The organism is Idiomarina solivarensis (assembly GCF_033052755.1).
In the GTDB taxonomy this organism is placed as follows: Bacteria; Pseudomonadota; Gammaproteobacteria; order Enterobacterales; family Alteromonadaceae; genus Idiomarina.
This window is the reverse complement of sequence record NZ_JAVFHZ010000006.1, coordinates 71,691-97,874: the sequence shown is the minus strand read 5'-3', so window position 1 is coordinate 97,874 and position 26,184 is coordinate 71,691. Positions and strand designations below refer to the sequence as shown.

Here is a 26,184-nt window from a genome sequence, read left to right as displayed (position 1 = left end):
AGATATGGCTGGTCATTCTAAATGGTCTAATATTAAGCACCGAAAAGCCGCGCAAGACGCTAAGCGCGGCAAGATTTTCACCAAATTAATTCGTGAAATTACGGTCTCTGCCCGCGAAGGCGGCGGAGACCCTGAAACGAATCCGCGTTTGCGCGCAGCGATTGATAAAGCCTTATCGAATAATATGAAACGAGACACCATCGACACTGCGGTTAAACGCGGCTCAGGTGATCTTGAAGGCGACAACGTTGATGAGCTGACCTACGAAGGTTATGGCCCTAATGGCGTAGCGGTGCTGCTGGAATGTATGACAGATAACCGAAACCGAACGGTTTCAGATGTTCGTCATGCTTTCAGTAAAATGGGCGGTAATCTGGGGACGGACGGTTCGGTTGCCTACTTATTTAATAAAAGAGGGGTTATCAGTTACCCGCAGAGCGTAACCGAAGAGCAGATTATGGAACCCGCTCTAGAAGCCGGAGCCGAAGACATCATCACTTACGAAGACGGCAGTATTGATGTGATGACATCGCCGGAAAACTTTGGTGCTGTTAAAGACGCTCTGGATGCCAAAGAATTAGAGGCTAGTAATGCTGAGGTGACTCAAGTGCCTGATACGCGGGTGGATTTGGATGAAGAATCTGCGCGGACTTTCTTAAAGTTACTGGATGCACTGGAAGATTTAGATGATGTGCAGAACGTCTACCATAATGCCGATATCTCTGATGAGATTATTGCGCGACTGGACGATTAAGTGGCGATTATTCTGGGTATTGATCCGGGCTCAAGAATAACCGGTTATGGCGTTATCGAGCAACGAGGGCGGCAAATCAATTACCTGGGCAGTGGTTGTATAAAGGCAATTGGTACAGCTAAAGAGCCTTTAACACTGGCTGAAAAACTGCGGCGCATACACGACAGCGTTAGCGAATTAATTACTCAGTTCAAACCCAATGAGTTTGCGATAGAGCAGGTTTTTATAGCGAAAAACCCTGATTCAGCGTTGAAGCTGGGACAGGCTCGGGGGGCTGCAATTGTCGCTGCTGCTTGTGCAGAGCTTCCAGTTGCTGAATACTCGGCGCGGCAAATTAAGCAGGCTGTGGTGGGAAATGGTGGTGCGGAAAAGTCGCAGGTACAACATATGGTGATGTCCTTACTGAGTTTACAGCGCTGCCCGCAAGAAGACGCGGCCGATGCGTTGGCCGTTGCTTTATGCCACGCTCATAGTTCACAGAATCTAATTAAAATGGCAGGCGCTGCGCGTAAAACTGTTCGCGGACGCTTGCGTTAACGGAGTATAAAAGTGATAGGTCATATTCAGGGAGTTCTCACCAGTAAACAGCCGCCCGAAGTCGTACTCGATGTGCAAGGCGTTGGTTATGAAATTCAGTTGCCAATGACGTGCTTCTATCAGTTGCCAGCGGTAGGTGAAACCATAAAACTGATCACCCATTTTGTGGTGCGTGAAGATGCCCAGCTACTGTACGGTTTTATCTCCTCGTCTGAGCGTTCACTGTTCCGGTTGTTGATTAAAACTCAGGGCGTTGGGCCTAAGCTGGCTCTGGCTATTTTATCTGGTATGTCAGCCGACGAATTCGTTGTTGCGGTGAACCAAAATGACGTGACCCGTCTGGTAAAATTACCCGGCGTAGGTAAAAAGACGGCTGAGCGACTGGTAATTGAAATGCGCGATCGCCTAAAAGATTGGCAACCAGCAACGCCATTTACCGATCGTACCCCTGTCGACAACCAGGGGACGGACGCAAGAGAACATCCAGCTGATGCACGAGCCGACGCTATTAGCGCTTTACAATCACTTGGGTATAAAGAAAATCAAGCTGAAAAAGCTCTGCAAAAAGTGTACTCTGCAGAGCATAACAGTGAGACTTTGATTCGACTGGCGCTTAAGCAGCTGTCGTAAGGAAGCCCGATGATTGAAGCCGATCAAATAGCAACGCAGCGACTTATTGAGCCCGAAGTACAGGGAGAAGATGAAGCTGTTGATCGCGCGATACGACCCAAGACCCTGAAAGATTATACCGGTCAGAAGCACGTTGTAGAGCAAATGGGGATTTTCATTGAGGCGGCACGGAAACGACAAGAGGCACTGGATCACCTGTTAATATTTGGTCCTCCCGGGTTGGGTAAAACCACTCTGGCGAACATTGTCGCTAACGAACTGGACGTTAGTATTAAGACGACCTCAGGACCGGTTCTAGAAAAAGCCGGGGACCTGGCTGCTTTGTTGACCAACCTCGAAGCACACGACGTGTTGTTCATTGATGAAATTCACCGTTTAAGCCCGGTTGTCGAAGAAATTCTATACCCGGCAATGGAAGATTATCAGTTGGATATTATGATAGGTGAGGGGCCGGCCGCTCGCTCTATTAAGCTCGATTTACCCCCTTTCACATTAATTGGTGCAACCACCAGGGCCGGAGCACTGACGTCACCGCTTCGCGATCGTTTTGGCATTGTTCAGCGGCTTGAGTTCTACGACGTTAATGAATTGACCGATATTGTGGCGCGTTCCGCGCATTTCATGAATGTCAAAATGCTTGACGGTGGGGCTCGGGAAATAGCGCGTCGATCACGAGGTACGCCCCGTATTGCTAACCGTTTATTACGTCGTGTCCGGGATTACGCTGAAGTTAGAGGTAATGGTGACGTTGATGAAGCAATTGCGAATGCGGCGCTGACAATGGTCGATGTCGATCAGGCGGGTTTTGATTATATGGATAGGAAGTTGCTGCTGGCCATAATGGAAAAATTTATGGGCGGTCCCGTTGGTCTGGATAACCTTGCAGCTGCAATTGGTGAAGAAAAAGATACGATAGAAGACGTGCTTGAGCCTTATCTTATTCAGCAAGGTTTCTTACAACGTACGCCTCGTGGGCGAATTGCCACACCTCGAGCCTATCAGCACTTTGGCCTAACACCGGAAAAGTAAAAAAAAGCCCGCACAATGTGCGGGCAAACAGAACAACAAGAAGGAAGTTAAATCCAGGGAACAATCTATTCATAAACAATCTAAGAAGAAGTGACAACCAATCTCTTCGCCTCTGATATGCTGGGTATTATAAGGCCAAACTGATTCTGATCAAACAAGAAAAATTAGATGTTCGCATTACTAAAACTAATCCGCAAGATTGATGATTCGATTAAAAAAAGCACAACATATTTATAACAAAACAAAAAAGCATTTAAAAAACAGAATGTTAATATTTTAGCTACTTAATTCTGACATAAAAAAAATTCTGCTGATAAAGTAACCAGTAACAGTTTTAAAGGCTTCTTTACAAAATATTACACAAAGGTAACTTTTCGGAACTTTACTTGAGGTGCTAATGTCTCATTGTGACTTTGAATGGCCGATCCGGGTTTATTACGAGGATACGGATGCAGGTGGTATTGTTTATTATGCGAACTATCTCAAGTTTATTGAAAGAGCCCGAACAGAATGGTTACGATCGTTAGGGATTGAACAGGATACTTGGTTGGCTCACAATAGAGCCTTTGTCGTTCGCAAAGTAGAATTGGACTTACGGCAGGCCGCTAAGTTTAACGCTGAGTTAACGGTAACGGTCAAAGTGATAAAAATAAAGAAAGCGTCATTAGTTTTTGAACAACAAGTTTTGGCGAAGGATGGCAGTGTGCACTGTCGGGCGATAGTTTTAGCCGCTTGCGTAGATAATAAGGCTATGCGGGCTGTCGCAATTCCAGAACCAATAATTTTGCGTATTCAGTCAGGGGTTTAAAGCGTGCAAGCAGAATTATCGTTTATTGATTTATTCATGCAAGCCAGCTTATTGGTTAAGCTGGTTATGGTAATGTTACTGGCGATGTCGGTATGGGGCTGGGTGCTGATTTTCCAACGCAGGAAAGTGCTGAAACAGGCACAAACCGATGCGTTTAAGTTTGAAGACCGTTTTTGGTCTGGTGTCGATCTTGCTCGGCTTTACCAGGAAATTTCGGCTCGGGCAAAGAATGCCCGGGGTATGGAGCTGCTGTTTCATGCTGGTTTTAAAGAGTATGCGCGACTTCGGAACCATTCTGCGGCAAATACCGAGGTTATGCTCGAAGGTGCTTTTAGGGCGATGCGCGTGGCTCACGCCAGAGAAACTGAAAAGCTGGATAATCATTTAGGCATTCTTGCGACTATTGGCTCGATAAGCCCCTACATAGGGTTATTCGGGACGGTGTGGGGAATAATGAATGCCTTTATTGCCTTAGGGGCCGTTCAACAGGCTACTTTAGCTATGGTCGCCCCAGGTATTGCAGAAGCGCTTATCGCAACGGCAATGGGCTTGTTCGCTGCAATACCCGCAGTTATTGCTTACAACCGTTTTACAACGAAAGTTGAAAAAGTAGATAATCAATACATGAACTTTATTGATGAATTCATTTCAATTTTGCAAAGACAGTCTGCAGCTCAGGCGAGTAAAAATAAAGCAGAGGGTGAAACGGTATGATGGTGATGCCACGCAAACGTCGTAAGCCGGTTGCGGAAATCAATGTCGTTCCGTACATCGATGTGATGTTGGTTCTGTTAATTATTTTTATGGTGACAGCACCGTTAATCACGCAAGGTGTAAAAGTTGACCTGCCGAAAGCTTCAGCAGAACCGCTTTCTGAAGAGAGTAAACCGCCTTTAATCGCATCCGTTGATGCGGAAGGGCGTTATTATTTGAACCAAGGCGATAGCAAGGATACGCCAATGAAGGCGGATGAGTTAGCGACATTGGTTGCTGCCCACTTGCAAGTTGAACCCGGTACTCCCGTAATGGTCAACGGCGACGGTTCGGTATCTTATAATCAAATTGTCCAGTTGATGGTGCTACTACAAAAAGCCGGTGTGCCATCAGTTGGTTTAATGACAGACTCTTCGGATAATTAGTTGTGGCAAAAACAGAGAGCTTAACTTTACCGCTGATATATTCGATTGCAATACACGCTGTAATAGCGGTGGTATTGTTAATCAGCTTTGAGTTTACACCTTCAACACCCGAAGCCGTAGAAATCAACTTAGAACAAAGTGATCTCGACGTGTCCGAGGAAGTCGTCAGTGCGGTAACCGTCGACAAAGCGAAAATTCAGCAGCAAGCCGAAAAAATCCGCGAAAGGAAAGCGGAAGAAAAAGCAGCGGAGCAGCGCCGGATGCAAGCGTTGGAAAAGCGTGCTGCAGAAGTTCGCAGGGCACGTGAGCGTGAGGAGCAACGCTTAGCGGAAATTGAGCGTCAACAAGAACTGGAAAAAAAGGAAGCCGCAGAAGCGCGCAAACAGGCGGCCCAAGAAAAGAAAGAAGCGGAACGTTTGGCTCAGGAGCGAGCAGAGGCCGAAGCGGCTGCGAAAGCTGCGGAAAAACGCAAACGTGAAGCTGAAGAAGCTGAGCGTAAAGCGGCAGAAGAGCGGCGCAAACGTGAGGAAGAGAGACGTAAAAGAGAACAGCAACAGAGAGAAGCGGCTGAGCGCGAGGCGCAGTTACAAGAAGAAATGGAAGCCGAAAGAGCCCGTCGGCAAGCCGCGCGGCAGCGACAGATATTAACAGAATTAGAAAAGTATCAAGCACTCATTCAACAGACGATTCAGAGAAACTGGAACGTTGACGAGTCAATGAAAGGTAAATCCTGTGAATTGACTATTCAAGTTGCGGCTAGCGGATTCGTGAAGTCGGTAACGACCGGTAATGGCGATCCTAATGTCTGTCGCTCAGCACAGAATGCGGTGTTAAAAGCGACAACATTACCCGTTTCTGATAATCCTGAAGTTTATGAACAGATGAGTACCATTAAATTGACTGTAAAACCCCAGTTGTAACAAGGTGACCGATGAAAAAAATATTAATTAACAGCATATTACTCTTTATCGCGCTCAGCTCTTTTGCTCGAGCGGGGGTACTCGAAATCGTCATCACGGAAGGTATTGATACAGCACGCCCGATTGCGGTAGTTCCTTTTCAATGGAAGGGTGAAGGAGAAGCCCCAGGCGGACTGACTGACGTTATCTCGGCGGACCTGATGCGTAGTGGTAAGTTTAATCCTATTCCTTTAAGCGCCATGCCACAGCGTCCTGTAAAAGGTGCGGATATTGATTATTCGACTTGGGCAAAACTGGGTGTTGAAGCAATTTTGGTGGGTTCGATAGAGCCTTATTCGGTCGATCGATACATGGTCAAATTTGAGCTTATCGATGTACTGAGAGGTCAGATTACCGGCGGTGACTCACAAATGTTACGCAATGGTGATCTTGTGCAAAGTAATGATCATATTTTAGATTCGCGCTCCAGCGTAATTGATGGCGATCAATTTCGTACGTACGCCCACCGAATTTCCGATGTGGTTTATGAAGCGTTGACCGGCGAGCCGGGCGCTTTCATGACCAAAATTGCCTATGTCACGGTTAATTATGATGACCGTTATCCTTATAAATTAGCGGTAGCTGATTACGACGGGGCCAATGAGAAAATTCTGCTTCGTAGTCCCGAGCCTTTGATGTCACCATCGTGGTCTCCGGATGGGACTCAGCTTGCGTACGTTAGTTTTGAAAATAAAACGGCAGAAATTTTTCTACAAAACATTTACACCACTGAGCGTGAAAAGCTCACCTCGTATCCAGGCATTAACGGCAACCCGGTTTTCTCGCCTAATGGTGATAAATTAGCTATGGTGCTATCAAAAGATGGTAATCCTGAACTTTATGTAATGGATATTAATACTAAGGACTTGCAACGTATTACTCGGAGTCGTACGATTGATACAGAACCTAATTGGACACCTGATGGTGAATCTTTGGTATTTACCTCAGAAAGAGGTGGCAGACCACAACTATATAGCGTAAATTTATCTTCGGGTCAGGTTCGACGGTTAACGTTTGAAGGTGAACAAAACTTAGGTGGTACAGTATCGCCATCAGGCAATGATATGATTTTGGTTAACCGCACGAGGGGCAACTATCATATTGCTAAGCAAGAGTTCCCGCGTGGACCGATGCAAGTTTTGACAAAGACGTCGCTGGATGAGTCACCGAGTATGGCGCCAAATGGCAGTATGGTCATTTACAGTACAACGCATAACAATAAGCAAGTACTGGCGTTGGTTTCTACCGATGGACGCTTTAAAGCACGATTACCGGCAACCGACGGTGAGGTTAAATCACCGGCTTGGTCGCCATTTATGTAAAACAAAGCCTGAATGGTTGAATTGTTCGATAAAACGATAAGGACGAAAAGGATGCAGCTTACTAAACTTTTTAAAGCTCTGGCAATCGTTGTACCAATGGCGACTCTGGCCGCTTGTAGCTCAAACCAAGAAACCGATTCAGGTGCGGGCACAAGCCAAGAGACAAATCAACAAGCAGAGCAAGACTCTGGTGTTGAAGTTGGTGCAGCAGAACGAGCAGAAAAACTTGAAGAACAGCGTCAGGAAAAAATGGAAGCGTTGCGTAAAGAGCACATGATCTTCTTCGCTTTCGACAAGTCTAATATTCAATCTGAATACACTGACCTGTTAGCCGCGCATGCTGACTACTTAGTTAAAAACCCATCAGTGAAAGTTGTTATCGAAGGACACACCGATGAACGCGGTACTCCAGAGTACAACATTGCACTGGGTGAGCGTCGTGCTCAGGCCGTTGAAGACTACCTGCAAAACTTAGGTGTTCAGGATTCTCAAACCTCTACGGTTTCATATGGTGAAGAGAAGCCGTTGATTAACGAATCGAATCCAAGCGCATACGCGAAAAACCGTCGCGCTGTATTAGTTTATTAATCTAAGATAAACGAACGGGTAGTTCATGAGAAAAACGCTGTTAGCTGTATGTTTCTGTGTGCCTGGGGCTGTTATGGCCCAGGCACCTGTTTCTGGATTGTCATCGTCGAGTGGTGTTGAGCAACGACTATCGCAAATTGAGCGCATGCTCGAAGCGCGTTCAGGTGCTCAGCTAGAGATGCTTAATCAGTTAAACTCTTTGCAGCAAGATGTTGCTGAGTTAAGAGGAATAACTGAAGAACATGAGTACCGTCTCGAGCAGTTATTACAACGTCAGCGCGAGCTGTATCAGGAAATTGATCGTCGTTTTAGTAATTTAAAAGACACCAATAGCCAAGTTGATAATGCTGGTAGTAATTACAATAACCTTAAGCAGGTTCCAACAGAAACTGACGGCAGCGGCTATTCTCAGAACTTGAGTGAGAATGACGCTTATGATGAAGCTATCGCTTTAGTGCTTGAAGATAAGCGCTACGATGCTGCGATACCTGCATTTGAATCCTTTCTGAAGAACTTTCCAAATTCGACCTATGTTCCTAATGCTCACTATTGGCTAGGGCAATTGTTTTTTGCCGAACGCCAATATGATAAAGCAAAACAGCATTTCGAAACTGTGGTTAATAAATACCCCGACAGTAATAAACGAGGCGACTGCTTATTGAAGCTGGGAGCAATTGCTAGTGAGCAGGGTAAAACGGCAGATGCGAAGGCGTATTACAAGCAAGTGATTGAACAATACCCAGATAGCACTGAAGCAAATTTAGCCAAACAACGACTAAATAAATAACAAGTCTGCAACATGTGTTCGTGAATTAAGCAGTTGCACGGTTTTTTTCAATTTTCAGTTGCATAACCGCACTATTTCAGTAAACTATGCCGCCGTTGCCAAGCAGAATTGGTAACATTATTGGCGTTGGGTTGTTAGCTCAGTTGGTAGAGCAGTTGACTTTTAATCAATTGGTCGCAGGTTCGAATCCTGCACAACCCACCACGTCGCCAATAAAAAATATCTATCCAAGTACGGGTTGTTAGCTCAGTTGGTAGAGCAGTTGACTTTTAATCAATTGGTCGCAGGTTCGAATCCTGCACAACCCACCACTTCCAATGACATAGCTACAAGCCTCTCTTGAATTCAGTTATAATAATCCCAATATATCAAGAACACTTGGAAATTAAGCCGTAGTATCATGACCGAAATTCAAACACTGGACAGCCTCGACTATACTTTCCCGCCAAAGCCTAAACCGCTAAGCGCAGAAGATAAGTCAAAAACAATCAGTCGTATTAAGCAGCTTTTGATTGAAGAAGATGCTGTGTTGGTAGCTCATTACTATACCGACCCCGATATTCAAGCGTTAGCTGAAGAAACTGGCGGTTGTGTTGCTGACTCGCTAGAGATGGCGCGATTCGGTCGTGACCACTCTGCTCAGAAGTTGATTGTGGCTGGTGTTCGCTTTATGGGGGAAACCGCAAAAATATTAACACCTCATAAGCAAGTGCTCATGCCGACGTTAAAAGCGGAATGCTCGCTCGATCTGGGCTGTCCTCCGGAAAAATTCGCTGAATTTTGTGACCAGCACCCTGATAGAACTGTTGTGGTTTACGCTAATACTTCTGCAGCGGTTAAAGCGCGGGCCGATTGGGTTGTAACCTCGAGCATGGCGCTTGAGCTTGTTGACTATCTGGATGCCAAAGGTGAGAAAATACTGTGGGCTCCCGATCGCCACTTAGGCGGCTATATTGCGCGTGAGACAGGCGCAGACATGCTGTTATGGCAAGGCGCCTGCGTGGTGCACGACGAGTTTAAAGCAAAAGCTCTGCTGGACATGAAGAAACTTCATCCGGAAGCCGCTGTTCTTGTTCACCCTGAATCACCTGAAAATATTGTAGCGCTTGCGGACGCTGTGGGTTCCACCTCCCAATTGATAAAAGCCAGTCAGGAACTGCCTAACGAGACGTTTATTGTGGCGACGGACAAAGGCATTTTTTACAAAATGCAGCAGCTGCAACCGAACAAGACGTTTATCGAAGCCCCGACCGCTGGAAATGGCGCAACCTGTCGTAGTTGTGCACACTGTCCATGGATGGCAATGAATGGTCTGAAAGCGATAGAAGAAGCTCTGGCAGAAGGTGGTGAGGCTCACGAAATACAGGTGGACGAAGCCTTAGGCAAAAAGGCCATGGTGCCACTGGATCGAATGCTCGAATTTGCGGCAAGCTTAAAATAATGAAACAGGCTCCTTCGGGAGCCTTTTTAATTCCTGCCTTATACAAGGTATTTATAATCGGCATAAATACATCACCTACCGAAGTAAACAAGTGCATGCTAATCTAAGTTTATTGAATAATTATTCGGACGGTGTAGGCATGGGACTTTATGATCCAGCTGAAGTGCGCGACAACTGCGGTTTTGGCCTTATTGTTAATATTAATGGGCAAGCGCAACAAGGGTTAATTTCTACCGCTGTTAAGGCGTTGGACCGTATGCAGCATCGGGGTGGCATTGGTGCCGATGGAAAAACCGGTGATGGCTGCGGTTTGCTGTTACAGATGCCGGAGCAATTTTTCCGTCAGTTTGCAGAAAAGCAAGGCCTGCAGCTGAGCAAGAAATTTGCCGTTGGTATGGTTTTTTTCAGCCGCGATAAAGACAAACGAGAGGCGGCACGTCAGCTGATTGAACAAGAACTCCAACAAGAGACCTTAGCCGTGACTGGCTGGCGTAAAGTGCCGGTGAACAATGATGTATTAGGGGAGGGAGCAAAGTCCTCTGAGCCGATGATAGAGCAAGTGTTGGTCTCCGCGCCTCCGGGCTGGCGAAAGAAAGATTTAGAAAGACGCTTGTACATGGCAAGACGACGTATTGAAAAGCACATTCCCAATCAGGATGAACTGTATATATCCTCGTTGTCGAGCTTGGTGCTGGTCTATAAAGGGTTGATGATGGCGGCGGATTTACCAGCCTATTATGCCGATTTAGCAGATTCTGAGATGAAAACCTCTATTTGTGTTTTCCATCAACGGTTTTCGACCAATACTGAGCCTCGGTGGCCTCTGGCCCAGCCTTTTCGTTTTCTCGCACATAACGGGGAAATAAATACCATACGGGGAAACCGGCAATGGGCTCAGGCCAGGGCTTACAAATTTCAGACTCCTTTACTGCCTGATCTGCAAGAAGCTAAACCGTTAGTGGGTTTGTCGGGCTCAGACTCTGCATCGCTGGATAATATGCTGGAGCTTTTATTAGCCGGAGGGATGGACTTATTTCGGGCTATGCGATTGTTAATTCCTCCAGCCTGGCAGGGTGACGCAACCATGTCAGATGAAATGCGTGCTTTTTACGAATTTAATTCTCTGCATATGGAACCCTGGGACGGACCTGCTGGTGTTGTGATGAGCAACGGGCGTCACGTAGCTTGCAGTCTGGACCGAAATGGTTTGCGTCCGGCTCGGTATATTTTGACTCGTTCCGGCATTTTGACGGTAGCCTCCGAAGTTGGAATCTGGGACTACGATGAGCAGGAAGTGATTGAAAAAGGGCGCTTAGGTCCGGGTCAAATGATGGCGGTAGATACCTACACCGGAAAGATTTGGTACAACGATCAGATTGAAGAGGAGTTGAAGCAACGTCACCCTTATAAGCAATGGTTGGAGCAACATCGCCGTCATTTGATACCCTTTGAGCGGAGTCATGCCGATAAGCTGGGTAAGCGTTTGTATGACGATGAAACTATGCTGATTCTTCACAAAGCTTATTTGTATTCTGAAGAAGAATTACAGCAAATTATCAGTGTGTTGGCTAAAGATGGTCAGGAAGCGGTCGGATCAATGGGAGACGATACGCCAACCGCTGTGCTGTCAAAGCAGCCTCGTTTGCTGTACGACTATTTCCGACAGCAGTTTGCACAAGTAACAAACCCGGCCATTGACCCGATACGTGAGCGTCACGTGATGTCGCTTTCCACTATTATTGGCCGGGAGCACAACGTGTTTAATGAGGCTTCCGGTGACGCTGACCGAGTCGTGTTCGAGTCTCCAATTTTAATGTACACCGATTTAAAGCAGCTGCGCGAACTGGATGCACAACACTACCGGGCAACAACCTTGTCGCTGGCCTTTAGACCTGAACAGTGCAATTTAAAACAAGCGATTGAGAACCTGGTTGAACGCGCGAAAAGTGCGGTTAAGGATGAGCAAACGGTCATTCTGATACTGAGTGACAGAAATTTGCAGCCGGAAGAATTGATGATACCTGCAGCGATGGCTGTGGGGGCAACTCAGCAGGCTTTAATTGCAGATGATTTACGCTGTGATTCGAACATTATTATTGAAACAGCGTCAGCACGCGACCCCCATCATATCGCGGTCCTGATTGGTCTGGGAGCCACGGCAGTATACCCTTACCTGGCTTATGAATCAGTCGAGCAACTTGTTGCCCGAGGAAAAATCGAATTGGCTATTAGGGAAGCGCTGTTAAATTACCGGCAAGGTCTCAATAAAGGCCTCCTGAAAATTCTGTCAAAAATGGGCATCGCTACCGTGTCAGGTTATCGAGGTTCCTCATTATTTGAGGCGGTAGGGTTGAATGAAGACGTTCGCCGCTGTTGTTTTGCTAACGTGCCGGCACGGATAGACGGCACGGGCTTCGAGGATATTCAGCAGGATCTGCAACAAAGCTTCCATAAAGCCTGGTTAAAACGTAAACCTCTCGCCCAGGGTGGACTACTAAAATACGTACACGGGGGCGAGTATCACGCTTATAACCCAGATGTTGTCACCGCGTTGCAGCGAGCCGTCATTAGCGGAGAACAGCGAGACTACAATGTCTATGCGAAGTTTGTAAATCAGCGACCGGTCACTCACCTGCGTGATTTACTCAATATTAGGCTACCTGAGACGCCTAACATTGAAAAACACGACGTTGAATCCAAAGAACGTTTGTACCAGCGGTTTGATACGGCGGCTATGTCCATCGGTGCATTGAGCGCGGAGGCACACGAAGCACTTGCTATCGCGATGAACCAAATAGGCGGCCACTCTAACTCGGGAGAGGGGGGAGAAGATCCCAAGCGGTTCAACAGCCCGAAAAATTCCCGTATTAAGCAGGTGGCATCTGGTCGCTTCGGTGTGACGCCACATTATCTGGTGAATGCCGATGTTATTCAGATAAAAGTTGCTCAAGGCGCTAAACCCGGCGAGGGTGGACAGTTGCCCGGTGAGAAAGTCACGGCTGAAATCGCTCAGTTGCGCTATGCCGTGGCAGGCACTACTTTGATATCGCCGCCACCGCATCATGATATTTATTCGATTGAAGATTTAGCCCAGCTGATCTTTGATTTAAAACAAGTCAATCCAAAAGCAGTGGTTTCGGTGAAGCTAGTTTCGACCCCCGGAATTGGCACCATTGCCACCGGTGTCGCTAAAGCTTATGCGGATTTAATTACCGTATCCGGCTACGACGGCGGAACCGGTGCAAGCCCAATGACGTCGGTAAAATACGCGGGCTCTCCGTGGGAACTGGGATTGGTCGAAGTGCATGAAGCCCTGGTGGCAAATAATTTACGTCACAAGATTCGGCTGCAGGTGGATGGTGGATTGAAAACCGGCATGGATATTGTAAAAGCGGCAATTTTAGGTGCTGAGAGCTTTGGTTTTGGCACCGCACCGATGATTGCGCTGGGCTGTAAATATTTACGTATTTGCCACCTGAATAACTGTGCGACTGGTGTGGCGACACAGGATGAAACGCTGCGCCGCGAACATTTTTCGGGTTTACCGGCGCGTGTGGTTAAGCTGTTTGAATTTATGGCTGAAGAGGTCCGTGATATTTTGGCGACTCTGGGTTTGACTCAGCTGACCGATGCTATCGGACGGGTCGATCTGCTGGAGCGTCTGGTAGGTGAAACCAAACGTCAGCAACAGTTGCAGTTGAACGCTCTGTTGGATTCAGCCGGAGTTCGCTCGAATCACGCGCTATATTGCACGCACAAAAATTCACCTTTTGATGAAGGTAAATTGAATCAGCGTTTACTCGCGCTGTGCAAAGGTTCCATTGATACGCGCAGCGGGGGGCACTGGTCTCTCACTATTCGCAATGATGACCGTTCGGTCGGCGCAAGTGTATCTGGCTACATCGCAAGCCAGCATGGAAACCAGGGAATGGCGGTTGCACCCATTACGTTAGGTTTTATTGGTACCGCCGGACAAAGTTTTGGTGCCTGGAATGCGGGGGGATTAAAGCTGCACCTGACAGGGGACGCAAACGACTATGTGGGCAAAGGTATGGCCGGTGGAGAGCTCACCATTAAACCTCCTGCAGGTTGTCGTTATAAGACTCATGAGTCCGTGATTATGGGGAATACCTGTTTGTATGGCGCCACAGGCGGAAAACTTTATGCGGCAGGTTGCACTGGCGAGCGCTTTGCCGTGCGAAATTCCGGCGCTACCGCTGTGGTAGAGGGTATTGGTGATCACGGTTGCGAATACATGACCGGCGGGATTGTGGTGGTATTAGGTGACTGCGGCATTAACTTTGGTGCCGGCATGACCGGTGGTTTTGCGTATTTAAGAGACAACGATGGTGATTTACATCGCCGGCTTAACCACGAACTGGTTGAGGCGGTTCCACTGGACACTCCAATTATTCAAGAGCATCTACGCGGTCTAATCAATGAGCATCACGAAGCGACAGGTAGCGAGTACTCCCGTGAGCTATTGCGTGATTTTGAGCAGGTTGTCGGTAGCTTTTATATCGTGAAACCGAAATCCGCAGATGTCAAAGAGCTGCTTGGGCATAGAGCGCGGTCGACCGCAGAATTACGAGTGCAGGTGATGTAATGAACAAAAATATCTATCAGTTTTTAGACGTGCAACGCATTGACCCGCCGAAACGCTCGGTTGAAGAACGCCGCATTGAATTTAAAGAAGTTTACGACCCTATGCCGGATGTGCAGTTACAAGGTCAGGCTGATCGGTGCCTGGATTGCGGCAACCCCTATTGTGAGTGGCAGTGCCCAGTGCATAATTACATTCCCCAGTGGTTGGAATTGGCAAACGAAGGGCGGGTTATAGAAGCGGCTGAGCTGATGCATAAAACCAACAGTTTGCCTGAAATCTGCGGCAGGGTATGCCCTCAGGATCGCCTGTGTGAGGGGGCTTGCACGCTCAATGACGGCTTTGGCGCAGTGACCATTGGCAGTATTGAAAAGCAAATGGTCGACGAAGCCTTTAAGCAGGGCTGGCGTCCGGACTTAAGCGGAGTCACTCAGCGCCAGGAGCGAGTTGCCGTCATTGGTGCCGGACCTGCTGGCCTGGCATGTGCTGATGTATTAGCGCGTAACGGTGTCAAAGCTGTGGTTTATGATCGCTACCCGGAGATTGGTGGACTGCTGACCTACGGAATTCCGCCATTTAAACTGGATAAAGCGGTAATGACGTTACGCCGTGAAATATTTACCGACATGGGTATTGAGTTTAAATTGGGTGTTGAAGTGGGTAACGACATCAGCTTTGCTGAGCTGGAAGCAGAATACGACGCAGTATTTCTAGCTTTGGGAACTTATAAAGCACTGGATGGGAAACTGAAAGGGTTGAATGCAAAAGGAGTTTATCCTGCCTTGCCATTTCTGATTGGCAATACACAGAAACTCATGGCGCACGAACCCATGTCTCAATATCCACTTATTGACGTTAAAGACGAGACTGTTGTTGTACTTGGTGGTGGCGATACTGCTATGGATTGCGTCAGAACTTCAATAAGGCAAGGGGCTAAGTCAGTTGTTTGCGCTTATCGCCGCGACGAAGGGAATATGCCGGGGTCACGCAAAGAAGTTCAAAACGCTCGCGAAGAGGGTGTATCTTTTGAATTTAATCTGCAGCCATTAGAAGTCGTAACCGACGGTGAAGGTAAAGTCAGCGGTGTGAAAATGGTCCGAACGGAGCTTGGCCCGGCTGACGAAGATGGTCGACGCAGACCGCAGCAGGTGCCTGAATCAGAATTTTTGATGCCCGCCACTGCGGTGATTATTGCTTTTGGTTACCAGCCCAACCCACCAGAATGGTTACAACAACACAAAGTGGAATTGAGTGACTGGGGTACGGTGCTCGCCACCGGCGATACCGAATTTGCGATGCAAACCAGTAATCCGAAAGTTTTTGCCGGCGGCGATATGGTGCGTGGCGCCGATTTAGTTGTCACCGCCATTGCGGAAGGACGCAATGCGGCAGAGGGAATGCTTGACTACTTTGACACACTGTAACTGAACCGTAACGGGTAAGCAGCGGCAGCGCTATTAGCGCCGCCACTGGTCAATAACAGGTGCGTAACCGTCACGAAAACTAGGGTACTGAAGCTGATAACCACTTTCCTTAAATCGGGTATTGAGGCAGCGCTTCGATCCCCTGGGCCCAACATTAGTATCAATCTCGCTGGGGAGCGTCAGGTTCATTTGTTGGGCTAACCACTGATAAACTTCATATTGTTTCACTGGCTCATCGTCATTGACTAAGTATAGAGGATGGGGTTGGCTGACCTGAGTCAGTAAATGGGCAATAAAGCCAGCGACATCATCCTGGTGTATCCGGTTTGTCCAGCTATCTCTTAGTTGCACTTTACCCTCACAAAGCTGGCGCAATAAAAAGTCACGTCCCTCTCCGTAAATACCGCTGCAACGAAGAACGGTTGTCTGGCCGGGTAATGATTGAATAAGAGACTCAGCCTGCAGTAACGCCTTACCTGAGTCGGCAGTGGGAGCTGTTTCGCTGTCTTCATCAATCCATTCGCCGTTACGTTGTGCGTAAACTCCAGTACTGGAAACGTAAATAATATGAGGTTGATGAGTTTGTTGTGATAACACTTGCTGTAGGTGGCGGCAGGGAACCACATAGCCTTGATGATAACGGTCCTCCGCGTTATTTGCCGGAGTGAGGGTAATAATAACGTTATCCCAGTGTTGCTCAAACAGTTGGTAAAGTTCCTGTTCGTTGTTTACGTCAGCCGCCTGTAATTTAACACCATCACGAACTGGCTTATTAGCCGGATTTCGACACACTCCGGTAATTTGACTTGTCGTTGTGCGAAGCCGTTGTGCAACACGGTCTGCAATATCACCGTAACCAAGTAAAAGCGTTTGCATGAAGATCCTAATAGCGTTAATGTAAATAAAATGTTGAGTTAAATAATAAGACTTACCGATAGCCCATTATGAGCAGTGATGCCTCCGTAGAAACCCTGATTGATGAGCTTAAAACAGATTACCATCGCTCTCAATTCGAGTCTCTTTTTAAACGCAAAACAAAGCACCTTTCCGGGCCGGAAAAGCTTCAGGCCCGTATGAGAATCAATGAGCTAGCGAAGCCTGCTTTGGGTGTTGTCGATTTGCGCAAAAAAATCCCCGCTGAGGTTAAGCCCTATTCCTTCCAGGGGCGAACGCACTACTTCGATTTAGCTGCCAGGCGGCTATTTGAAGAAGGGCTCCGTCTTTATAAAGGCGTTTTTACAAACGATACCAAGCAAAAAATATTGGCATTAAAAGAACACCATCAGCAGTTGGCCGAAAGTATGGCCCTGGCTCAAGAAAAACAGGATAAAGCATTAGACAGTTTTGTTGCCGGTCGTTCATACGTTCGGAATGAGGAACGTATGAACATGGTGACATCGGTTAAAATGAAACTGGCAGATAATCAGCAGTTTAAAGCAATGACTGTGGATGTTTCAATCGATGGCTTACAGCTTAAACTGAGTCCTGAACCTCAATTAAGTGGCTTAAAACATGGACGTATTAAAGTTTGCTTTTCCGGGCTTGCTGACGATTTTGTATTTGACGGAGACCAAGAATACGAATACCGAGTGGTTGGGGTCAAAGAAAACGATGTGTGTGTGTATTTACGTTTAAAGCGTTTGAATGAATCGAGTGACGATGCTCTCAGTCAATTTCTTTCATCAATGCTGGCCAAATTCAGACGACGATATAAGGTGAATGTCGATCACATCGCTCAGCGTGTTATAGCGCGTGGACATGAACGATGTTGGCTTGAAGCCATTCAGGCGCTACCAATACTACTCAGTGATAAGTCATCAAGCTGTGTTGTGGTTAAAACAAATGGCAATCAAGCGTTGCTGAACAGCTGGCAACAGCATCAAAACGATTTGATTGCAGAACTTATTGAACAGCCCTGGGTGCAATCTGTAATTCATGAGTTACGTAATTTACGGGAAGTGACGCGTAAGCAAGTGCTTTTCTTTCGTATTAGCCTGCCGGTGAATAAAATTTGGCGCGAGTACTTACTGCCTTTTCAAGCCCTGAAAAAGGAAACGAGCCTGTTAGCAACACTTAATGAGTTACGGGCGGCTGGCTATGGAGTGCGTTGGTACCAGCTTACATTAACTTATTGTAGAGAGAAACAATGGACTTATGCTGAATTAAACGCCATAAGAACACCGCTTTGGTGTGAGCGTTCTGCAGGCAAAACCCAACTGCCAGTATTGCAAGATTACCGTACCAAAGGGGCGAATGAACTTGCTTGCAAAGTACTGAGCAATGAAGGTTCCGTAACGCAAGAAATTTTTCGGCAGGTTCTATCGAATGCTGTTTTTTTGTACAGAGACACCGTCGACTGGGAGCCGAAGCTTGCCGGTTTGATGCCCGTAGCTGACGGTATTTCAAAGGTGCTCAGCGAAACGGATTTTTGGTTGGCTAATGGCGACAGAATCATGGGCGGCTCTCGTCTCAGTTCCGAATTAAGAAAGGCGCTGCGACGCCTGCCGCCGAATGAGAAGCTGTCATGTCGTATACTATTGTTAAGGGTCACTAAAACCTCACAAAGAGAGGGCGTTATAGGTCGCTATCTTCATGATTATGAGAGTTTTGAGGAGGCTGCCGAATACATTCGTTTTCTTAATGAGGACCATAACTTTCTCGCAATACTGGTGTCTGGCCAGCCCTGCAAAGGTGAACTCTCAGAAGAGTTAATGGCTGACTTGTCGTATATTCAACGCTATTTACCGCATCGTGCACGGGAGCTTGAAAATAGCTTCAGGCAGTTACAAGCAGTGATAACCTTAACTGACGTGACGCAGGCGTTAACTGAGTTGGCGGAGTTAACTGCAAAATCTTGAAAACACCTTGTTGCCGATAGTTGGCGTGTCTTTCCATCGCCGGCTATTTGTCGCATAATCGAAAAACGTTCATTTATTAACAGGTATTCAATTATGTTGAAATCATGGGCAAATCCGTTGCTTGCGGTGAGTTTTGGTTTAGCACTGCCATTGAGCGCAATCGCTCAGGACGGTATTGATTATAAGGAACAAGAAAAGCTACATGAAATAGCGAATGCGACGCAGGCCGATCGAATTGAAAGTGACATTCGGACCTTAGTGGATTTTGGAACGCGCCATACGCTGTCGGAAACAGAATCAGACACACGGGGTATTGGTGCTGCGAGACGCTGGATTTTTGCTGAATTTGAACGAATATCTGAAGCTTGTGGTGGTTGTCTGGAAGTGATGTACGTGAGCGACACTATTTCGGGGGAAGAGCGCATACCAAACCCGGTTGAGGTAAAAAGTGTCATTGCTATCCAGCGAGGAAAAACAGACCCTAATCGTTATGTGATGATGTCCGGTGATATCGACTCACGCGTCAGTGACGTTATGGATTACACCTCGGATGCTCCTGGTGCAAACGACAACGCCTCTGGTGTTGCCGGCGCGTTGGAAGCTGCGCGAGTGTTAACTCAGTACGAGTTTGACGGCTCTATCGTTTATGCTGCTTTGGCTGGCGAAGAACAAGGCTTGTTTGGCGGGAAAATCCTGGCGGAGAAAATAAAAAAGGAAGGCTGGTTTCTTACCGGCGTTTTGAATAATGACATGATAGGTAATATTGAAGGTGTTAACGGGGTCATTAATAACAGCACCGCTCGTATTTTCGCGGAAGGCACCCGTATGAACGAATCGGATCGTGAAGCAACCATGCGTCGTTTTTACGGCGGCGAAAACGATTCACCTTCACGTAATTTAGCACGTTACATTGATACTGTAGCTGATCGTTATATTACCAATCTAGATACTATGGTGATTTATCGCTTAGACCGGTTCGGTCGTGGTGGACACCATCGACCTTTTAACGATTTAGGTTATGCTGGTATTCGTATTATGGAAACTAACGAAAACTACAATCGTCAACATCAGGATTTACGTGTCGAGGATGGCATTAAGTATGGTGACACCATCGATGGTGTTAATTTTGATTATGCGGCGAAGCTGACTGCACTAAATGCGGTTGCTATGGCTGGTATGTCCTGGGCTCCAAGACCGCCCGCAGAAGTGGAAATAGAAGGTGCGGTTCAACCCGACACGACACTACGCTGGACAGCACAACCCGAAGACAAAGCGAATATAGCGGGCTATAAAATTTACTGGCGTTTAACCAGCGCCCCGCAATGGCAGTTCAGCCGTTACGTTGGTAATGTAACCGAATACACACTGGAAAATATCGTGATCGATAATTACATTTTTGGTGTAGCTAGTGTAAGTAACGATGGTTTTGAGAGTCCGGTTGTATTTCCGGGACCAGCGGGGACATTCTCTATTGAGTAGTACGTCATTTAAAGTATTAACTGAGCCACTAAATTATGAGGGAGAAGACCGGAGGGTTGGTTTTGAACTCGAATTTAGTGGTTTAACTTTGGAGCAGACCGTTCATATTCTGCAACAAGAGTTGCCGGGTAGGGTGGTTTCTGCTTCCAAAGCAGAGCAAGAAATTGAAGTGGATGGGCTTGGTTCATTTAAAGTTGAAATTGACTGGGACTATTTAAAACGAAAAGCAAAAGCGGAAGGTGGAGATAAGTCGGCCTGGGTGCGAGAGCTGGGCAACTTGGCGGAGAATCTGGTACCTATCGAAATTGTTTGTCCGCCCCTGACACTTAAACAATGTGAGCAATTACTTCCGTTGATTGATGCATTGCGAGAAGCTGGAGCAAAGGGCACTGACGAATCCTGGATAGCCGCTTATGGTGTTCACATTAACCCTGAAGTGCCATCTTTAGATGCCAACGTCGTATTACGTTACTTGCAAGCATTTTCCTTATTGCAGTGGTGGTTGGTTGAAGCACACTGTGTCGATACCACGCGCAAGCTCAGCCCCTATATTGATAAATACCCTGAAGCTTACACTCGACTGTTAGCCAAGCAGCACAGTGTGAACCAAGAGCAACTTATCAGCGATTATTTAAAGCACAATGCTACCCGGAACCGGGCGTTGGATATGTTGCCCCTGTTCGCCTTTTTAGATGAAGAAAAGGTGATGTCGACTGTCGATGATAATAAAATAAAAGCGCGTCCTACATTCCATTATCGATTGCCCAATTGCCAACTGGAACATCCTGACTGGCAATTAACAGAGCCCTGGAAAATGTGGTGGGTGGTCGATGCTCTGGCGAATGATCAGCAGGCACTGGATTATTGGAAGCAAGCGTTTATTGATGCCGAACGCCCTTTGATAGGCGTCTCTGAAAAAGACTGGAAAGAAAGGTTGGAGCAATGGCTCAAAGACCGCGAGTGGTTGTAACGGGAACGGCCAGACGCTGGTCTCCCTCTTGGTGGTGTACTTGGCTCATTCTTCATTGTCTTGGAGCCAAGCCTTTGCGTGCTAGCGTCAGGCACAGCTGTGAGCAAAAAAATATTGATGCGGTGATTATTGGAGGAGGTGACGACATCAGCCCTTCGCAATATAACCAGCCACCGGAGCGTGATGGCGAATACGACCCGGATAGGGATGCACTGGAGGTCGACTGGATACGTTGGGCTCTGGAAAATAGTAAGCCGCTATTAGGAATTTGTCGCGGCTCACAATTGATCAATGTTGTATTGGGCGGTGAGCTTGACCAAAATATTCGAAAGCTGCGACAGCTAACCTATAATCGCCCCGGATTATTGCCAACCAAGCAAGTGTTTCTAGAGCCGAAAAGCTTACTGGCGAAAGTCTGTAAAAAGAAAAAACTGAGAGTTAATAGCCTACACTCACAAATTGTAAAACAAACCGGAGTTGGCATGGTCGCTGTGGGCTGGGACCTTGACGGTTTTCTACAGGCCTCCGAAGGCCAAGGTGAGCAGTGCATTATCGGCGTGCAATGGCACCCCGAATATTTATTTTACGTCCCCAGTCAAATTCGAATTTTTCGGTGGTTGATTAAGCAATAATTGAACAATTCGATTATATCTATCTTAATTCATCTGTTTTTTGATCCTTCCTAAAGCGTAACCTGTATAATCGTTCAATAACTTAAAAATGAATTATCATTATCTTTTGGAGCTCTTTAATGACCATCGCAAATCGTTTGTATGCAGGGTTTGCTTTTATTCTGCTGTTACTCGTTATAACGACTATCGTCGGCACCTACCAGGTGGGTGAAATTGACAAAACTCTGGTAAGAGTTAATGAAGTGGGAAGTGAAAAGCAGCGGTTTGCAATTAACTTCCGTGGCAGTGTCCACGACCGGGCCATTGCGCTTCGAGATTTAGTTTTGGTCGAAAAGGCGGGAGAAAGAACCCCGTTACGCCAACTGATTGCCGATCTAAAGTCTAACTATAGCCAGGCAAGTAGCGGTATGAGTGGCATATTCTCTAATGATGAGCTGGTTAACCGTAAAGAGCGCGAATTATTAAGTGAGATAGAGGATATACAAACCGCGGGTCTTGCCGCTGCCGATGAAACCGAGCGGTTGCTAAAGTCCGGCCAGCGTCAGCAAGCTCAGGAATATGTCCTTAATGAATTGTCGCCCGTTTATGCCGAGTGGTTAAATCGGATAAATGCTTTTATCGACTATCAAGAACAAAGTATTTCTGCAGGCACTGAAGATGTGATGAGTCGCAGTGAAAACTTTGCCACGTTAATGTGGTGGGTGACTGCGTTTGCGATTTTGAGTGGTGCATTAGTAGCATGGCAAATAGTGGTTAAATTGACGCACACTATAGGTGGTGAGCCGGAAGAGGCCGCCCATGTTTTGCAGAAAATTGCGGATGGTGATTTAACGGTATCCACTCATACTCGCTATGAGGACAGTATGATGGCCGACGTGAACCGTATGGTTCGCCAGCTTCGGACTATTTTACAAGACGTGAATGAATCCGCCGATACGATTTTAAACTCATCTAATGAGCTTTCAGAAACGGCAAATAATAATCAGCAGTTAGTGGTGCAGCAGCAGGAACAAACCACTCAGGGAGCTACTGCGATACACCAAATGTCGCAAACGGTCCGTGAAGTTGCACAACATACAGAAGAGGCAGCACAATTAGCCGATGATACCGATAAAGAAACGGTAGAGGGCAGCCGCGAGGTTGAAGCTACGGTTCGCTCTATTGAAGAACTGGCCAACCAGGTTGAGGGTGCAGCAAAGGTCATTGGTGAGTTGTCGGACAATACAGCCGAAATTCATAAGGTGCTGGAAGTTATTGAAGGCATTGCTGACCAGACTAACCTATTGGCATTAAATGCGGCCATTGAGGCTGCTCGTGCCGGTGAGCACGGGCGTGGCTTCTCAGTGGTTGCTGATGAAGTCAGAGCGTTGGCCAATCGTACTCAGGACTCAACTCGCAGCATTCAGAGTTTAATTGAAACCATGCGAGGCAGTGCCAGCGATGCGGTTCTGGTAATGGACAAAGGGCGTGAGAAAGCAGCAGAGAGTGTCCACCAAGCACGTTCTGCAGGAAAGTCTTTACATGCGGTGAACAGCTCAGTCGCTAAAATGAGTGATATGAACGCACAGATAGCGACAGCCGCAGAAGAGCAGACTGCCGTAGCGGAAGAGATCAATCAAAACTTTACGTCAATTACTGAGGCTGCCGAACAAACCGCCGCAGGCTCAGAGCAAATCAGCGAAGCCAGCCGAGAGCTCAACGAACTGGCAAAACGATTAAATAATGGCATGAAGCGCTTTAAAATTGCTTAAACCCCTTGATTAGAACGGCCAAAACCCCTACCATAGCGGCCGTTCTGGAGAGGTGTCCGAGTGGCTGAAGGAGCACGCCTGGAAAGTGTGTATACGGCAACGTATCGAGGGTTCGAATCCCTCTCTCTCCGCCAGATATAAAGAAACCGCCCTTGAGGCGGTTTCTTGTTTTTGGGAGATAAAGAAGCTTAGGTTTACATCATGCCTTGTAAGTAAAGCTTTTCACCCAAGCGATCCATTAAGTTCAGCTGTATCTGCAACCAGTAAGCATGGTCTTCTTCAGTGTCTTTTAGAATACCGACCAGCATTTCACGGGTAACGTAATCATCAACTTCTTCGCAGTACTCAATCACTTCACGCAATGTTTTTGCGTTATTGTGTTCAAGCTGTAGGTCATTAGTGAGCATTTCCCGTACATCGGAACCAATAGTATGTGGTTCACGGTTACTCATATTGGGCTTACCTTCCAGGAACAGGATTCGACGAATAAGTAAGTCAGCGTGACCTCGCTCATCATCAATCTCATGATTAATGCGCTCATACAACTTCATTAAACCCATATCTTCGTACTGGCGGGAATGCGAGGTGTACTGGTCAATAGACGTTAACTCAAAAGCCAGAAGACGGTTGAGCTGCTCAACAACTTTGTTATCTCTTTGCATTACTCAGCTCCTTGAATTTTGGTCTGCAAGTAGACTTCATTGCCCAGACGGGATATGAGATCAATTTGGGTTTCAAGCCAGTCTAAATGCTCTTCCTGAGAATCTAAAATGTCTCGCAGGGCGTTGCGACTGACATAATCTTGATGTTGCTCGCAGTCCTTGATGGCTTCGCGAATTGCACTGACGTCATTAAACTGAACTTTGTGATCCAGTTCCAGCATCTCTCTCGGGTCTTCACCTACGTATAATTTCCCGAGTTCCTGCAAATTGGGAATACCTTCCAGAAATAAAATACGCTCAATAAGAACATCAGCGTGTTTCATTTCATTGATTGAGGCGGTATAGACGGGTTTGTTTAAGCTTTCGAAACCCCAATTACGGTACATGCGGGCGTGAAGAAAGTACTGATTAATGGCGGTAAGTTTGAGCGTCAGTATTTTATTCAGTTGCTGAATGACTTTGGCATCACCTTTCATAGCCGTATTACTCCTTAATTCATTAAGTATGAATTAAGTGTAGCATACGGAAACCGGAAGTTGAGCCTCTTTACCTGCTTGATTTGATCGTTGTTCTAATGCTTCATGGAGAACGTCTTTGGCACAGCTTTTACAGCAGCCACACTGAGAGGCGACACCGTATTGCTGGCGCAAGTCACGCATAGAGTTGACCTCACCAGAAATTACGGCCTGATGAATGGCTTTATCATTGATACCTTTACAAAGACACACATACATAGACTATCACCTCAGTTAGTGAAGATAGTCTATGTTAAATGCGAACGATTTGCAATAGTGTCTTTTGATTGTTGTTTCTAGGCTGCAATAAAGCCCGTTTTGAGCAAATAAAGGGTATAAAGCAGGTACAGACAGATGAAAATAAAGCCATGCACTCGGTTAATACGCCCTTGTTTGGCTTTGCGGATACCAAATGCCATTAATAGTACAGTTAATATCGCCATTGCGACCCAGTCACGGCTTAAAACTAAAGGTTCAAGTGTCACTGGTTGAATAACTCCGGCGATACCGACCACTGCCAGGGTATTAAACATGTTAGAGCCAATAACATTACCCAGCGCTAAATCGTGCTCATTTTTGCGAGTTGCCGCAATGGCTGAAGCCAACTCAGGTAGGGAAGTACCAATGGCTACTACGGTCAGGCCTATGACTAAATCGCTGACCCCCAGTGATACGGCGATGTTTACCGCGCCCCAAACTAATGCACGAGAACTGATAATCAACAAGACCAACCCAATAACCAGCCAGGTAATAGCCGGTTTCATGGGAAGAGGGTGTGAATCCAGTTCTTCGGCATATTCCACTGCCAAATTATCGCCACTATTTTTTGAGCCGATCCAGACTGACCAGGCCATGTAGGCAAAGAAAACGACGAGTAGGAGAATGGCTTCAAAACGCGTGATTTGGTAGTCGAGAAGAAACAATGCACTCATTAACGTAATGGCGATTAAAACTGGCATTTCCCGACGAATAACCACCGACTGAACCGCGATAGGCGCTAACATGGCGGTTATGCCCAACACTAAGGCGATATTGGTAATATTGGAGCCGTACGCATTACCAAGCGCCAATGCAGGATTACCTTGCATAGAGGCTAAAGCTGACACCACCATTTCGGGGGCTGATGTACCAAAGCCAATAATGACCATGCCAATGACTAATGGCGCCATGCCCAAATGTCTTGCTACTGCGGCTGCGCCTTCGACAAAGCGGTCAGCACTCCAGACTAAAACCGCTAACCCCAGAATGACCGCAACAATCGATAATGTCATAACACCCTGTTCCCGTTAAAAAGAA

The 26,184-nt window shown here is 46.8% G+C and carries 24 protein-coding genes and 3 tRNA genes; 22 read left to right on the top strand and 5 right to left on the bottom strand.

All coding sequences use genetic code 11. The features are described 5' to 3' along the window. The first annotated feature begins 4 nt into the window (after positions 1–4). The 16 genes from RBK99_RS11005 to RBK99_RS10930 all read left to right on the top strand — a co-directional run bounded on the left by RBK99_RS11005 (position 5) and on the right by RBK99_RS10930 (position 16,021). The gene (locus RBK99_RS11005) at positions 5–754 is read left to right on the top strand and encodes a YebC/PmpR family DNA-binding transcriptional regulator (protein WP_317504653.1); all 750 of its coding nucleotides are present in this window, start codon (positions 5–7) and stop codon (positions 752–754) included. Continuing rightward, the gene (ruvC, locus tag RBK99_RS11000; protein ID WP_317504652.1) at positions 755–1,291 is read left to right on the top strand and encodes a crossover junction endodeoxyribonuclease RuvC; all 537 of its coding nucleotides are present in this window, start codon (positions 755–757) and stop codon (positions 1,289–1,291) included. Positions 1,292–1,303: 12 nt separating this feature from the next. After that, positions 1,304–1,921 carry a Holliday junction branch migration protein RuvA gene (gene ruvA, locus RBK99_RS10995; RefSeq protein WP_317504651.1) on the top strand — a complete coding sequence of 206 codons (618 nt, stop codon included), beginning with the start codon at positions 1,304–1,306 and terminating at the stop codon, positions 1,919–1,921. A 9-nt stretch (positions 1,922–1,930) separates the two neighbouring features. Further along, a complete protein-coding gene (gene ruvB, locus RBK99_RS10990; RefSeq protein WP_317504650.1) occupies positions 1,931–2,950 on the top strand; it encodes a Holliday junction branch migration DNA helicase RuvB in 1,020 nt (339 codons plus the stop codon). Between the two features lie 397 nt (positions 2,951–3,347). After that, on the top strand, positions 3,348–3,758 hold the full coding sequence (gene ybgC / locus RBK99_RS10985; protein WP_317504649.1) for a tol-pal system-associated acyl-CoA thioesterase: 411 nt from the start codon (positions 3,348–3,350) through the stop codon (positions 3,756–3,758). A gap of 3 nt (positions 3,759–3,761) precedes the next feature. After that, the gene (gene tolQ, locus RBK99_RS10980; protein WP_317504648.1) at positions 3,762–4,472 is read left to right on the top strand and encodes a protein TolQ; all 711 of its coding nucleotides are present in this window, start codon (positions 3,762–3,764) and stop codon (positions 4,470–4,472) included. A 2-nt stretch (positions 4,473–4,474) separates the two neighbouring features. Beyond that, entirely contained in the window at positions 4,475–4,897 is a 423-nt protein-coding gene (gene tolR / locus RBK99_RS10975; protein ID WP_317504752.1) for a protein TolR, read from the top strand. Between the two features lie 2 nt (positions 4,898–4,899). Then, positions 4,900–5,817, top strand: a complete 918-nt coding sequence (gene tolA, locus RBK99_RS10970) for a cell envelope integrity protein TolA (protein WP_317504647.1) — start codon at positions 4,900–4,902, stop codon at positions 5,815–5,817. 11 nt (positions 5,818–5,828) lie between these two features. Then, positions 5,829–7,178, top strand: coding sequence for a Tol-Pal system beta propeller repeat protein TolB (tolB, locus tag RBK99_RS10965; RefSeq protein ID WP_317504646.1), 1,350 nt, complete (start codon positions 5,829–5,831; stop codon positions 7,176–7,178). 51 nt (positions 7,179–7,229) lie between these two features. Beyond that, positions 7,230–7,766 (top strand): peptidoglycan-associated lipoprotein Pal, encoded by a 537-nt coding sequence (gene pal, locus RBK99_RS10960; RefSeq protein ID WP_317504645.1) that lies wholly within the window; start codon positions 7,230–7,232, stop codon positions 7,764–7,766. A gap of 73 nt (positions 7,767–7,839) precedes the next feature. Next, a complete protein-coding gene (gene ybgF / locus RBK99_RS10955) occupies positions 7,840–8,553 on the top strand; it encodes a tol-pal system protein YbgF (protein ID WP_317504644.1) in 714 nt (237 codons plus the stop codon). A 128-nt stretch (positions 8,554–8,681) separates the two neighbouring features. Next, positions 8,682–8,757 (top strand) — tRNA-Lys (locus tag RBK99_RS10950). Between the two features lie 31 nt (positions 8,758–8,788). Then, positions 8,789–8,864: transfer RNA gene (locus tag RBK99_RS10945), tRNA-Lys, on the top strand. Positions 8,865–8,953: 89 nt separating this feature from the next. Then, positions 8,954–9,994: a quinolinate synthase NadA gene (gene nadA / locus RBK99_RS10940; RefSeq protein WP_317504643.1), complete on the top strand. Its 1,041-nt coding sequence runs from the start codon at positions 8,954–8,956 to the stop codon at positions 9,992–9,994. A 139-nt stretch (positions 9,995–10,133) separates the two neighbouring features. Next, on the top strand, positions 10,134–14,600 hold the full coding sequence (gene gltB / locus RBK99_RS10935; RefSeq protein WP_317504642.1) for a glutamate synthase large subunit: 4,467 nt from the start codon (positions 10,134–10,136) through the stop codon (positions 14,598–14,600). After that, a complete protein-coding gene (locus RBK99_RS10930) occupies positions 14,600–16,021 on the top strand; it encodes an FAD-dependent oxidoreductase (protein WP_317504641.1) in 1,422 nt (473 codons plus the stop codon). The genes gltB and RBK99_RS10930 overlap by 1 nt, the downstream gene beginning before the upstream one ends. Before the next feature lie 33 nt (positions 16,022–16,054). Here the strand turns inward: RBK99_RS10930 and RBK99_RS10925 are convergent, their stop codons facing one another. Further along, positions 16,055–16,897 carry an SDR family oxidoreductase gene (locus RBK99_RS10925; protein WP_317504640.1) on the bottom strand — a complete coding sequence of 281 codons (843 nt, stop codon included), beginning with the start codon at positions 16,895–16,897 and terminating at the stop codon, positions 16,055–16,057. A 68-nt stretch (positions 16,898–16,965) separates the two neighbouring features. Between RBK99_RS10925 and RBK99_RS10920 the strand changes: the two genes are divergently transcribed. The 6 genes from RBK99_RS10920 to RBK99_RS10895 all read left to right on the top strand — a co-directional run bounded on the left by RBK99_RS10920 (position 16,966) and on the right by RBK99_RS10895 (position 23,845). Continuing rightward, a complete protein-coding gene (locus tag RBK99_RS10920; protein ID WP_317504639.1) occupies positions 16,966–18,879 on the top strand; it encodes a PilZ domain-containing protein in 1,914 nt (637 codons plus the stop codon). A 93-nt stretch (positions 18,880–18,972) separates the two neighbouring features. Further along, positions 18,973–20,358, top strand: coding sequence for a M28 family metallopeptidase (locus RBK99_RS10915; protein ID WP_317504638.1), 1,386 nt, complete (start codon positions 18,973–18,975; stop codon positions 20,356–20,358). Then, positions 20,351–21,328 carry an amidoligase family protein gene (locus tag RBK99_RS10910; protein WP_317504637.1) on the top strand — a complete coding sequence of 326 codons (978 nt, stop codon included), beginning with the start codon at positions 20,351–20,353 and terminating at the stop codon, positions 21,326–21,328. The genes RBK99_RS10915 and RBK99_RS10910 overlap by 8 nt, the downstream gene beginning before the upstream one ends. After that, entirely contained in the window at positions 21,301–21,960 is a 660-nt protein-coding gene (locus tag RBK99_RS10905; protein ID WP_317504636.1) for a gamma-glutamyl-gamma-aminobutyrate hydrolase family protein, read from the top strand. The genes RBK99_RS10910 and RBK99_RS10905 overlap by 28 nt, the downstream gene beginning before the upstream one ends. Positions 21,961–22,079: 119 nt before the next feature. Then, on the top strand, positions 22,080–23,711 hold the full coding sequence (locus RBK99_RS10900) for a methyl-accepting chemotaxis protein (protein WP_317504635.1): 1,632 nt from the start codon (positions 22,080–22,082) through the stop codon (positions 23,709–23,711). A gap of 46 nt (positions 23,712–23,757) precedes the next feature. Next, positions 23,758–23,845, top strand: a tRNA-Ser gene (locus tag RBK99_RS10895). 60 nt (positions 23,846–23,905) lie between these two features. On the opposite strand, the gene bfr (RBK99_RS10890) is transcribed toward RBK99_RS10895, so the two are convergent. The 4 genes from bfr (RBK99_RS10890) to RBK99_RS10875 form a co-directional block, all read right to left on the bottom strand. Beyond that, positions 23,906–24,373, bottom strand: coding sequence for a bacterioferritin (gene bfr, locus RBK99_RS10890; RefSeq protein WP_317504634.1), 468 nt, complete (start codon positions 24,371–24,373; stop codon positions 23,906–23,908). After that, positions 24,373–24,849, bottom strand: a complete 477-nt coding sequence (bfr, locus tag RBK99_RS10885; protein ID WP_317504633.1) for a bacterioferritin — start codon at positions 24,847–24,849, stop codon at positions 24,373–24,375. The genes bfr (RBK99_RS10890) and bfr (RBK99_RS10885) overlap by 1 nt, the downstream gene beginning before the upstream one ends. Before the next feature lie 33 nt (positions 24,850–24,882). Further along, positions 24,883–25,107: a (2Fe-2S)-binding protein gene (locus RBK99_RS10880; protein ID WP_317504632.1), complete on the bottom strand. Its 225-nt coding sequence runs from the start codon at positions 25,105–25,107 to the stop codon at positions 24,883–24,885. Positions 25,108–25,184: 77 nt separating this feature from the next. Beyond that, on the bottom strand, positions 25,185–26,159 hold the full coding sequence (locus RBK99_RS10875) for a calcium/sodium antiporter (protein ID WP_317504631.1): 975 nt from the start codon (positions 26,157–26,159) through the stop codon (positions 25,185–25,187). Between the last annotated feature and the right edge of the window lie 25 nt (positions 26,160–26,184).